We start from the raw sequence: 10,692 nt of genomic DNA, 5'->3' as shown, positions 1-10,692 counted from the left end.
GGGCGGCGAACCTGTCAGTTGCGCAGCCGGCTCAGGACAAAGAGGCGGATTGCCGAGGCAAGGCCGCAGTGGGGCGAGCGCGCGGCGTCGATCTCGGCCGCAAGGTCGTTTATCGCCCGGCCGTCCTTGGCGGCGATTTCACGAAACGCGGTCCAGAATTCATCCTCGAGCGAAACCGAGGTCCGGTGGCCGCGCAGGGTGAGCGAACGTTTGCGGGGCCGGCTCATTCTTCGGGCCGTTCCTCGCCGGACCGGCGCCGGGCAGGGTGATCGCCGGCGTGATCCTGCTCAAGCCGATGCCCGTCAAGCGCCCGCGCCGCGCGGTCCTGCAGCGCATGGTCGAGCGCACGCCCGGCCTTGCCGCGCCCGAAACGCATGGCGTTTTCGTCACCACGCTGCTTTCGCGCCGCCCGCGCCCGCTGCTTGCGGGCGCGGTTGAGGTTCACGACCTCGGCCATCAGCGGGGGCCAACCATCAGTTCGGGGCGCACCACGCGATCGAATGTCTCGCCATCGACAAAACCGAGGCGGATCGCCTCTTCGCGCAGGGTGGTGCCGTTCCTGTGGGCGGTCTTTGCCACCTCGGTCGCCTTGTCATAGCCGATCTCGGGGGCAAGCGCCGTCACCAGCATGAGCGATTCATGCAGCAGGCGTTCGATGCGGTCGCGGTCGGCGCGCAGCCCCGCAATCAGGTTGTCGGTGAAGGCGCTCGCCGCGTCCCCCAGAAGCTGCATGGATTGCAACACGTTATAGGCCATCATCGGCTTGTAGGTATTGAGCTCGAACTGCCCTTGCGAGCCGGCGAAGCCGACCGCCGCATCATTGCCCATGACATGGACGCAGACCTGGGTCAGTGCCTCGCATTGCGTCGGGTTCACCTTGCCCGGCATGATCGAACTGCCCGGCTCGTTCTCGGGCAGGATCAGTTCGCCCAGCCCGCAGCGCGGCCCGGAGCCGAGCAGGCGGATGTCGTTCGCGATCTTGTAGAGGCTGACCGCAACGGTCCTGAGATGCCCCGAGATTTCCACCATCGCGTCATGGGCGGCCAGCGCCTCGAACTTGTTCGGCGCGGTGACGAAGGGCAGGCCGGTGATCGCGGCCATGTTGGCGGCGACCTTTTCCGCCCAGCCCGGCGGGGTGTTGAGCCCGGTGCCCACGGCGGTCCCGCCTTGCGCAAGCTCGTATATCCGCCCGAGCCCGTCCCGCACGCGCGCGATTCCCATGTCGACCTGGTGAACGTAGCCCGAAAATTCCTGCGAAAGGGTCAGCGGCGTGGCGTCCTGCGTATGAGTGCGGCCGATCTTGATGATGCCGTCGAAATCGCGGATCCTCGCTTCGAGCCCGGCCTTCAGCTTTTCCAGCCCCGGCAGCAGGACATCGCGCGCGGTGGTGGCGGTGGCGATATGCATGGCGGTCGGGAAGGTGTCGTTGCTGGACTGGCCCATGTTCACATGGTCGTTCGGATGCACCGGATCCTTCGAGCCGAGCCGGCCGCCCAGGATCTCGATCGCGCGGTTCGAGATCACCTCGTTCGCGTTCATGTTCGACTGCGTGCCCGATCCGGTCTGCCAGACCACCAGCGGGAAATGATCGTCGAGCCGGCCCTCGATCACTTCGCCCGCGGCCTCGATGATCGCCTTGCCCCGGGTTTCGTCAAGCCGGCCAAGCTCCATGTTGGCCTGGGCGCAGGCTTTCTTGATGACGCCGAGCGCGCGGAAGACGGCGACGGGCTGGCGCTCCCAGCCGATCGGAAAATTCTGCAGGGAGCGTTGCGTCTGCGCGCCCCAGTATCTGTCCGCCGGCACCTCCAGCGGGCCGAAACTGTCGGTTTCCGTCCGGGTCGCTGCCATCTCTGATCTCCGTTCTGTCGCTGCGTTGCATAACGCTCTAGCGCCCGGCGCCGCTCAGGGCAATCGGGCGTGTCGGCACAGGGTTGGAAAGGGGATTATTTCCGGAAGCTGTCCAGCGAGACGATCTCGGCCTCGGGCTTGTTGCCGTCCTCGTCGCTGTCGCGGGCATGGTCGGTGTTGATCGCCTCGGCCGGTTCTTCGTCGTCGTCCTCGTCGTCGTCCGTGGTGCTCTCGAAGCGCAGGCCGAACTCGACCGAGGGATCGACGAAGGTCTTGATGGCATCATAGGGAATATAGAGCGGCTCGGGCGAATCGCCGAAATTCAGCGTTACAGCGAACCCGTCTTCCCCGACATCGAGATTGTCGTACCAGTGCTGCAGCACGACGGTCATCTCGCCGGGGTAACGCTCGGCCAGCCAGTCGGCGAGCGCCGCGTCGGGATGGCCCGTGTCGAAGGTGATGAAGAAATGATGTGCGCCGGGCAGGCCATGGGCGGCGATATCCTCCAGCACGGATCGTATCAGGCCGCGCATGGCCCTGTGCATCAGGTTTCCGTAGTCGATCTCGCGCGTCATTCCGAGCCTCTGCATGTTTGCCGCCGAGCATAGGGGATTCGCCGGCGAACGAAAGAGTGCAGGGCCGCTTTCGCGCAAACATCCCCTTTGCTGGCGCCGCTCCGGCGCGGCGGTGGCCGTCAGGGCGGAGCATCATTGCCCTGGACAAACATGTTGCTCCATGCGCGGTCCAGCAGTTCGGGGCTCATCTGCCGCGGGATGCCCTCGAAATCGCAGATCGAGATCACTTGGTCGATCAGGAAGCCCGGCTGGTAGCTGGCATAGACGTTGCCGATCATAGGATATTTCACCTTGAGCAGATGCAGAAGCGACACCTCGTCGAGCGGCAGCCCCTTCTGCCGCGCGATCTGCGAGAAGATCCTGAGAAAATCCGCCCGCCCCGGTCCGTCGATGCGGATCTTGAAAAAGATGCGCCGCAATGCCGCCTGATCGAAGATCGCGCCCGGGTGCTGGTTGGTGGAAAAGATCACCAGCGTGTCGAAGGGCACCTCGAACTTTTCGCCCGACTGGAAGGTGAGGATATCGCGCCCCTCCTCGAGCGGTACGATCCAGCGGTTGATCAGCGCCTGCGGAGAATCGGCCTGGCGGCCCAGATCATCGACGATGAAGATGCCGCCGGTCGATTTCAGTTGCAGCGGCGCCTGGTAGGTGCGTGCGATCGGATCATAGGTCAGGTCGAGCATCGACAGGGTCAGTTCGCCGCCGGTAATCACGCAGGGCCGCTTGCAAAGCAGGTAACGGCTGTCGCGATGCCGGCTCAGGCGCAGCGCCAGCGGGTCGTCCGGGGCCTCCGGCACTTGGTCATGTACGATCGGATCATGAATCGGGATCACCTGCCCGGCATGTTCGATGGCGCGCGGAACATGGATGTGATCGCCGAGCGCATCGCGGATCGCGTTCGAAATGCTGGACTTGCCGTTGCCGGGCGGGCCGTACAGCAGCACCGAACGCCCGGCCCCCACCGCCGGGCCAAGCTGGTCGAGCAGCCCGGGCGGCAGGACGAGATGCGCCATCGCCTGTTCCAGCCGGGACCGGCTCATCTGAAGGCGGCGGATCGACTGCCGCTTGACCTGATCGCAATACTGGCCGAGCGGCACGGGCATGGCGCCGAAATAGGCCGACTGCGCCAGTGCATCATGGGCCCGTGCCCGGCCCGATTCGGTCAGGCGATAGCCCATTTCCCGGGTCGTTTCGCCGCCGCGATGGCCGATTGCCTCGATCAGCTTCTGACCGCGGGCAATGTCCAGAAGTTCCTGCGTGATCGGCAGGGGCAGGCAGATCGCCCGGGCGAGTATGGCAACGGATTCGATGTTCTTGCGGAACATCGTCTTGAGAACGATGTCGCGCATGAGAACTGTCGAAAGGCGCATCTCCGCCAGCTTGCGCGGCGGGGAAGGGGCCAGAGACGGACCGAGCGGGAGATTCATCGGACGAGCCCTGTAGCTGCGAATCGTCTTGATGCTCGCGCATGGGTCTTTCGATCCGGTAAAGGCGCGCGGATATCACTGTCCGAGCAGCGCCCCGAGGATCAGGTAAAGTGCCAGCGTTCCCCCGAGACTGAGCCCCATCGGGAACTTTCGCTTCCGCTCCCAGCTGGTCCAGCCGGGTGCCAGATCGCGCAGCCCCGTGCTGCGGACAAGGCGGTGGGTGGCGACGCCGGCAAGCAGCATGGCGGCGAGCAGCGCCAGCAGGAACCGCAGATCGCCGGGCGCGATGAATCCGGCGGCGGCAGCCGCAAATTTCGCATCGCCCGCCCCGACCGCCCCCGCCGCGTTGAGCGCAAAGCCGATGGCGAGGATCGCGGCCATCTGCACCAGCCCCTGTCCGTAATCCGCCAGCGGCAGCACCACGGGCCCGATCAGCAGGAACACCCCGGCAAGCAGCAGCACCGAGCGGTTGGAGATGCGCATCTCGCGCAGATCCGTATAGGCGGCATGCCAGCAGATCGGCAGCACGAAGGGCAGGAACCAGAACGCGGCCTTGGCCTCGACCAGCATGGATCAGCCGGCCTCGAGCGCGCGCAGGGCGCGCACCGCCTCTTCGAAATGCTGCGGATGCGTGGCGATGGCCTCGCGCAGGAGCCCCTTGCCGGTCTCCACATCGCCCTGTTTCACCGCCGTGAGCGCAAGCGTCTGCAAAAGCTGTGCCCGCTCGGTCTGGGTGGTGGGAAACACCGGCATGGTATAGTTGCGCTGGGCGCCGCGTGCGAGGATCAGGTTGTTCTTTGCGGTGAACAGGGTCGGATCCTGGCGCAGCGCGTCGGCGAACAGGCGTTCGGCATCGCCATAGGCGCCGCGTGTCAGCTTGGAATAACCCCAGTTGTTCAGCACTCCGGCGCTTTGCGTGGTCAGCCCGACGGCGGTTTCGTAAAAGCTGTCGGCCTTGGCCCATTCCTTGTTCGCATCGGCGACCATGGCTTCGAGCCGGTAGCGTTGAAAGGTCTCGAAGGTCGGGGCGATGCCGTTCAGGGTGCTTTTTGCCCGGTCCCAGTCGCCGCCGCGGATCAGCGCATCGGCAAGGTCGACCGAATCCTGTTCGTTCGCGCCCGGCATCGCGGTGACCCTGCTCCAGGCCGAGACCGCCTCGGCGTTGCGCCTGGCGCGGGTCAGCGAGCGGGCGAGCCCCCGCTGCAGGTCGATGCGGTCGGGCTTTTCACGGGTGGCGCGCTGGAAATAGCTGACCGCCTCGGAGGGATCGGCAACGGTCAGCATGACATCGCTCAGGTTGCTTTCGTCGATCACATTGAGGTCGGCGAATGCCTCGTCGACCGCCCGTTCCCCCTTGTCGGCGCAGGCGGCGAGGATCAGGAGACAGCCGAGGGCCAGCGGGCCCGTGAACAACCGAAACATATCAACAACTCCACTCGTCAAACATTCAGCGCTTTGCGCTTTTCACGCTGTCCCCGTCACGGCGCCCGGCTGATACGATACTGGCTGCTGCCCTGCCGCATCAATATATAGCCGGCCGCCTCCGGCCCGGTCTTATCAGATGCGTCGCGCTTTGCGAGCGCAAGGCGCAGGTTTTCGCGGATCGAATCGGTCCGGCCGCTGTCGAGCGCATAGGCCTTGCGCAGGGTCAGCGCCGCCTCGCCCGTCGCGCCGCGTTCCATCAGCAGAACCCCGAGGTTGTTCCACGCCTCGGGCCAGTCGGGTTCCATCTCGACCGCGCGGCGCAGCAGCGGTTCGGCCTGGCCGAGCCGCCCGAGCCCGAGATTGGCGGTGCCGAGCCCGCCCGTGATCTCGGCGGTCATCCCCTGATCGAGCGCCGCGCGGGTAAAGGCCCGCAGCGCAAGTTCGTGCTCGCCCGCAGCCATCAGGCGGTTGCCCACCGTAACGCCATCAACGGCGGCGCCTTTCGGATCCGTGCCGGGCGCGAAAGGGCCGGTATCGGCAAAACGCCCGGCATTGCCCGGGAAAAAGCCGGCTCCGCAGCCCGATGCCGCGAGGCATAGGGTCAGCAGCGGCCATGCCAGCCGGCCAACCCGCCGATTTCCGCCCCGGTCACGCCGAAACATCCTGTCAGTTGCCCATGTTACCCAGATTGGCGATGCTGTTGGCCGACGGCCCGACCAGGATGATCAGCAGAGGCGGCACCGTCAGCATCATTGTGGCGAGGGTCATCTTGGTTGGCAACTTGTTTGCCGCCTCTTCCGCGCGCATCACCCGCTTGTCGCGCATTTCCGCCGCATAGACGCGCAGCGCATCGGCGATCGAGGTGCCAAAGCTCGCCGACTGGATCAGCACCGTGACGAAGGAGGAAATATCCGGGACGCCGCAGCGCGCGCCCATGTCGCGCAGCACCGTGGCCTTGTCCTTTCCGGCTTTCATCTCGTAGGCGACGATCTCGAATTCTTCCGCAAGCGCGGAATAGGCGGTGCGCAGTTCGGCCGCCACGCGGACGATGGCCTGATCCAGCGACTGCCCGGCCTCGATGCAGACCAGCAGCATGTCGAGCGCATCGGGAAAGCCGCGGATGATCTGGTCCTTGCGGGTGGCGATCCGGCGCGTGATCCAGTACCGCGGCAGGAAATACCCGGCGCCAGCCAGAAAGACGACATAAAGCAGGCGCATCTGCATGTCATGGCCCGCCGCCTCGGACAGGCCGAAGGCGTAGAGCAGCCCGAGCCCGAGCCCGGCGATCCCCAGCGCGAACTGCGAAAAATGGAACAGGCGCACCGAATCGCGGGACTGGTACCCGGCCTGGCGCAGCTTAAGCTGGATCGCGCTGAGTTCCTTTTCGTTCTTCGGCTCGAGAAACCCGGCAAAGCGCTGCAATTGCTCGCTGCGGCCGTTCTGGCGCAGGGATTCCTTTTGCGGGCGCCGCGGCGCGGCTTCGCGGGTGGTGCGCTGCAGCTTCTTCAGCGGATCCTCGCGCCGGAGCAGCAGCATGAGCGGCAGCGTGACGAATATCAGCAGCGCCCCGAATCCGCCAAGCGCGATCAACGGCCCAAGCGGCCCGAGCAGATCCGTCAGCAGGGCAGAGACGCGGTTCGCAAGGTCCATGGCATTCCCCTCAAACGCGGATGTTGGTCAGAACCCGCATGACGACCAGGTTGAGGCAGAGCAGGATCCCGACCACGAAGCAGGCGGGGATGAACCAGGGATGGTCGATCACCTCGTCATAGTAATGCGGATCCTTCACGGTGATGAACAGCAGGCACAACAACGGAAAGGCCGACAGGAACTTGCCGGACCACTTGGCCTCGGCGGTGATGGCGCGGACCCGCCGCAACAGGCGGAACCGTGCGCGGATGACCTTGGCCAGGCCGGCCAGGATCTCGGCCAGGTTGCCGCCCGACTGCTGCTGGATCGTGACCGCGACGGCGAGAAAGCGCATGTCCTGCATGTCGAGCCGCTCGGCCATTTCCTTGAGCGCCTCGCCCACGTCGCGCCCGTAGGCGCTTTCGTCGGCAATCACGCCGAATTCCGTGGCGAGCGGATCCTCGATCTCGTCGGCGACGATGGCGATGGCCGAAGAAAACGGATGCCCGACCCGCAGGCTGCGCACGATCAGTTCGATCGCATCGGGCAACTGTTCCTCGATGAGGGCCATGCGCTTTTTCGCCCGGAAGCTGACCCAGACAAAGACGCCGCCGATACCCATTGCCAGCGCCGTCGCGACGCGAACCGGCAGTTCGGCCCCTGTCAGCAGGCTGAGCCCGATCATGGCCACCGCGCTCAGCCCCGCCATGATCAGGATGAGCTGCCGCGGTGAAAAGGCGATCGCGGCCTTCTGCGCCCGCTCGGCGAGCAGGGAATAGAACGGGATGGTGCGGGCGCGGGAATGCCGGCCGATCTCCTTGCGCAGCTGTTCCAGCACCTCTTCGCGCCGCGCCCCCTTGTCGAGCATTTCAAGGCGGCGGTTGATCCGGCTGTTAAGGCTGATCGAGCGGCCGAAGGCGACAAGATAGATGCCCTCGACCAGCACCAGCACGCTGACAAAGATCAATCCGTAGAGGACGGGTCCGAAACCGATCTGCATCAGAACTGCCCCGGCTGGACCGGATCATAGATCGAACCCGGAAGGTCATGGCCCCACATGCGGAAGCGTTCGGAGAAATGGCTGCGCACGCCGGTGCCGGTGAAATGCCCGATGATCCGGTTGTCGGGCGCAAGGCCGGTGCGCTGAAAGCGGAAAATCTCCTGCATGGATATGATGTCGCCCTCCATGCCGGTGATTTCCGTGATCGAGGTCATGCGGCGCGTTCCGTCCTGAAGCCGGCTGGCCTGGACCACCAGGTGCACGGCGCTTGCGATCTGGCTGCGCATCGCCTTGATCGGCATCTCGATCCCGGCCATGGCGATCATGTTTTCAAGGCGCGACACCGCATCGCGGGCGCTGTTGGCGTGGATCGTGGTCATGGAACCGTCATGCCCGGTGTTCATGGCCTGAAGCATGTCGATCACCTCTTCGCCCCGGGTTTCGCCGACGATGATGCGGTCGGGGCGCATCCGCAGCGCGTTCTTGAGGCAATCGCGCGCGCTCACCTCGCCCTTGCCCTCGACGTTCGGCGGGCGGCTTTCCATGCGGCCCACGTGAATCTGCTGCAACTGCAGTTCGGCCGTGTCCTCGATGGTCAGGATCCGTTCGGTGTGGTCGATGAACGAGGAAAGCGCATTGAGCGTCGTCGTCTTGCCCGAACCGGTTCCGCCCGAGACGATGATGTTGAGCCGGGTGGCGACAGCGGCCTCAAGATAGGCGGCCATGGCCTCCGAAAACGCCCCGAAGCGCACGAGGTCCGTGATGCCGAGCTTGTCCTTGCGGAACTTGCGGATCGAAACCAGGCTGCCGTCCACCGCGACCGGGGGAACCATGGCATTGAACCGCGACCCGTCTGCGAGGCGGGCGTCGACATAGGGGTTGGATTCATCCACCCGCCGCCCCACCGCCGAGACGATCTTGTCGATGATGCGCAGCAGGTGGCGTTCGTCCTTGAAGCCGATGTCGCTGAGTTCGAGCCGCCCGCCGCGCTCGACAAAGACCTGATGCGGCCCGTTCACGAGAATGTCGCTGATGGAATCGTCCTTGAGCAGCGTCTCCAGCGGACCGAGCCCCGTGACCTCGTCATAAAGTTCGCTGTTGAGCTGCTGGCGGTCTTCGCGGCCGAGTGTGATGCCCTTTTCGTCGAGGATTTCACCGGCGATGGCCGCGATCTCGGCGCGCAGATCCTTTTCGCTCGCATGTTCCAGCGCGGCGAGGTTCAGGTTGTCGAGCAGGGCGCGGTGCAGATCGAGCTTGAGTTCGGCCATGCGCTCCCGCCGCCGGCGCCCCTTGTCCGCGGCAAAGGGCTCTGCCGTGCGGGCCGGGCCCATTGCCGCCTCGGGCGAGGGGGTGCGCGGCCGCATGGCCGCTGCACCCGCCTGCGGGCCGCCCGTCGCGGTCGGCCCCGTCGGCGGCTCCGCCGGAGGTGCTGCTGCCGGCTGTTGCGGCGTCGGTTTCCTGTAGCGCGAGAACACGGCCTGCCCCTTTCTTCATGCGGCCTTTTCGGCACCCTGCCCGATGGCATGGAGCGAACGGGCGAGTTTCATGATTTCCCGGCGCAGCGGGTTGCGGGCTGCCGAGCGGGCCAGCGGCGTGCCGTTGTCGCAGCCCTGCGCGACCTGTTTTCCGCCGTCGGGGAGCAGCAGGTCGATGTTGATGCCAAGTGATTCGGTCATGCGACGGACCCGGCTGCGGCCGTTCAGATCGGTGAACCGCGGGGCCCGGTTCAGGGCGAAGCGCAGCTTGTGGAACGGCAGATCCTCGGCCTGCAGCGCCTGTTTCAGCCGCAACACGTTCTGGGCCGAGCGCATGTCGAGCTCGATCAGCGCGAAATGGACATGGGCCGCGTGCAGCACGGTTTCGGACCACTGCATGAGCGTCTGCGGCATGTCGATGACGACGTAATCGAAATGCTGCCGGGCCATGTCGATCAGCCGCTGCACATCATTGGGCGTGATGAGGTCGAGCGGCACCAGATCGGCGGGGGCGGTCAGCACCTGCAGGCGATCCCCGTAATTCGTCAGCGCAGCGCCGAGGCTGTCCTCGTCGATCTGGGCCATGTCCATCAGCACGTCGAGAACGGCCTCGCGCCGCGGCAGGTCTAGATAGGTCGAGACCGAGCCGAACTGCAGCCCGAGATCGACAAGGCAGACCCGCGGCGCATCCTCCGGTGACAGCAGGGCAAGCTCCCAGGCGAGGTTGGTGGCGAGCGTCGTCGCGCCCACGCCGCCGGCCAGCCCCTGCGCCACGATCACCGCCCCTTCGCGGGTGGAACCGGGGTGCAGGCTGTGGGGGTTGGCGGTGTCATGCGGCGCCTGCGGCGCTGCCGTCCGCAGGCGCGCAACCGCGTCCTGCAATTCTCCCTCGGGAAGCGGATAGGGGATGAATTCGGCGGCCCCGTTGCGCAGAAGCCGGTGGAGCGCGGCGGGCGAAAGCTCGGCCGCGATCAGGATCACGCCGATGCCGCGGGCCCGGGCGCGGGCCGCGACGGCGCCGGCGAGAGAAAGGTCGGCCTCGTCCTCCCGGCCGACCGCGATCGCGACGAACTGCAGGTTGCCGGCCTCCGGCTGGTCGAGGAACGACAGCGCCTCGGTAAAGCCGAGCTCGCCCCAGCGCGGCCCCATGACGGACTCCATATCCTCGATCAGAAGATCGAATCGCCGGATATCGCGGCTGATCGTGCAGGCGAGGAACGGATCCGGATCCGCCTGAGGCTGCTGTTCGTCCATTGCCTTGTCCCCGGCCGTGAGCGTCGCCCCGGGCGATGCCCCGCGGCGATAGTGGAAAT

The 10,692-nt window shown here is 65.8% G+C and carries 12 protein-coding genes; all 12 read right to left on the bottom strand.

The window, feature by feature from the left end:
* Window positions 1-14 precede the first annotated feature (14 nt).
* Window positions 15-227, bottom strand: coding sequence for a ribbon-helix-helix domain-containing protein (locus B0B01_RS05195; protein ID WP_076648368.1), 213 nt, complete (start codon window positions 225-227; stop codon window positions 15-17).
* Window positions 224-457, bottom strand: a complete 234-nt coding sequence (locus tag B0B01_RS05190) for a DUF4169 family protein (protein ID WP_076648366.1) — start codon at window positions 455-457, stop codon at window positions 224-226. The genes B0B01_RS05195 and B0B01_RS05190 overlap by 4 nt, the downstream gene beginning before the upstream one ends.
* Window positions 457-1,848: a class II fumarate hydratase gene (gene fumC / locus B0B01_RS05185; RefSeq protein WP_076648363.1), complete on the bottom strand. Its 1,392-nt coding sequence runs from the start codon at window positions 1,846-1,848 to the stop codon at window positions 457-459. Before fumC ends, B0B01_RS05190 begins: the two co-directional genes overlap by 1 nt.
* Before the next feature lie 95 nt (window positions 1,849-1,943).
* The gene (locus tag B0B01_RS05180) at window positions 1,944-2,423 is read right to left on the bottom strand and encodes an SspB family protein (RefSeq protein ID WP_076648360.1); all 480 of its coding nucleotides are present in this window, start codon (window positions 2,421-2,423) and stop codon (window positions 1,944-1,946) included.
* A gap of 119 nt (window positions 2,424-2,542) precedes the next feature.
* Window positions 2,543-3,850: an ATPase gene (locus tag B0B01_RS05175; RefSeq protein ID WP_076648357.1), complete on the bottom strand. Its 1,308-nt coding sequence runs from the start codon at window positions 3,848-3,850 to the stop codon at window positions 2,543-2,545.
* Between the two features lie 75 nt (window positions 3,851-3,925).
* Window positions 3,926-4,420, bottom strand: a complete 495-nt coding sequence (locus B0B01_RS05170) for a prepilin peptidase (protein ID WP_076648354.1) — start codon at window positions 4,418-4,420, stop codon at window positions 3,926-3,928.
* A gap of 3 nt (window positions 4,421-4,423) precedes the next feature.
* Window positions 4,424-5,272: a tetratricopeptide repeat protein gene (locus B0B01_RS05165; RefSeq protein WP_076648351.1), complete on the bottom strand. Its 849-nt coding sequence runs from the start codon at window positions 5,270-5,272 to the stop codon at window positions 4,424-4,426.
* 56 nt (window positions 5,273-5,328) lie between these two features.
* Window positions 5,329-5,736: a tetratricopeptide repeat protein gene (locus B0B01_RS05160; RefSeq protein ID WP_407675221.1), complete on the bottom strand. Its 408-nt coding sequence runs from the start codon at window positions 5,734-5,736 to the stop codon at window positions 5,329-5,331.
* Window positions 5,737-5,941: 205 nt separating this feature from the next.
* Window positions 5,942-6,925 carry a type II secretion system F family protein gene (locus tag B0B01_RS05155; protein ID WP_076648345.1) on the bottom strand — a complete coding sequence of 328 codons (984 nt, stop codon included), beginning with the start codon at window positions 6,923-6,925 and terminating at the stop codon, window positions 5,942-5,944.
* 10 nt (window positions 6,926-6,935) lie between these two features.
* Window positions 6,936-7,904 (bottom strand): type II secretion system F family protein, encoded by a 969-nt coding sequence (locus B0B01_RS05150; RefSeq protein ID WP_076648342.1) that lies wholly within the window; start codon window positions 7,902-7,904, stop codon window positions 6,936-6,938.
* On the bottom strand, window positions 7,904-9,379 hold the full coding sequence (locus B0B01_RS05145; RefSeq protein WP_076648339.1) for a CpaF family protein: 1,476 nt from the start codon (window positions 9,377-9,379) through the stop codon (window positions 7,904-7,906). The genes B0B01_RS05150 and B0B01_RS05145 overlap by 1 nt, the downstream gene beginning before the upstream one ends.
* A gap of 15 nt (window positions 9,380-9,394) precedes the next feature.
* Complete coding sequence (locus B0B01_RS05140) at window positions 9,395-10,633, bottom strand: AAA family ATPase (protein WP_076648336.1); 1,239 nt, start codon at window positions 10,631-10,633, stop codon at window positions 9,395-9,397.
* Window positions 10,634-10,692: the final 59 nt, after the last annotated feature.

It is taken from the genome of Pontibaca methylaminivorans (genome assembly GCF_900156525.1).
In the GTDB taxonomy this organism is placed as follows: domain Bacteria; phylum Pseudomonadota; class Alphaproteobacteria; order Rhodobacterales; family Rhodobacteraceae; genus Pontibaca; species Pontibaca methylaminivorans.
This window is presented reverse-complemented; position numbering and strand designations above follow the sequence as displayed.

Excerpts from the sequence above, each read along its gene's own strand:
- B0B01_RS05165 (WP_076648351.1), bottom strand. The coding sequence starts at position 5,272 with ATGTTTCGGTTGTTCACGGGCCCGCTGGCCCTCGGCTGTCTCCTGATC.
- B0B01_RS05175 (WP_076648357.1), bottom strand. The coding sequence starts at position 3,850 with ATGAATCTCCCGCTCGGTCCGTCTCTGGCCCCTTCCCCGCCGCGCAAG.
- B0B01_RS05170 (WP_076648354.1), bottom strand. The coding sequence starts at position 4,420 with ATGCTGGTCGAGGCCAAGGCCGCGTTCTGGTTCCTGCCCTTCGTGCTG.
- B0B01_RS05180 (WP_076648360.1), bottom strand. The coding sequence starts at position 2,423 with ATGACGCGCGAGATCGACTACGGAAACCTGATGCACAGGGCCATGCGC.
- B0B01_RS05150 (WP_076648342.1), bottom strand. The coding sequence starts at position 7,904 with ATGCAGATCGGTTTCGGACCCGTCCTCTACGGATTGATCTTTGTCAGC.
- fumC (WP_076648363.1), bottom strand. The coding sequence starts at position 1,848 with ATGGCAGCGACCCGGACGGAAACCGACAGTTTCGGCCCGCTGGAGGTG.
- B0B01_RS05190 (WP_076648366.1), bottom strand. The coding sequence starts at position 457 with ATGGCCGAGGTCGTGAACCTCAACCGCGCCCGCAAGCAGCGGGCGCGG.
- B0B01_RS05195 (WP_076648368.1), bottom strand. The coding sequence starts at position 227 with ATGAGCCGGCCCCGCAAACGTTCGCTCACCCTGCGCGGCCACCGGACC.
- B0B01_RS05155 (WP_076648345.1), bottom strand. The coding sequence starts at position 6,925 with ATGGACCTTGCGAACCGCGTCTCTGCCCTGCTGACGGATCTGCTCGGG.
- B0B01_RS05140 (WP_076648336.1), bottom strand. The coding sequence starts at position 10,633 with ATGGACGAACAGCAGCCTCAGGCGGATCCGGATCCGTTCCTCGCCTGC.
- B0B01_RS05160 (WP_407675221.1), bottom strand. The coding sequence starts at position 5,736 with ATGGCTGCGGGCGAGCACGAACTTGCGCTGCGGGCCTTTACCCGCGCG.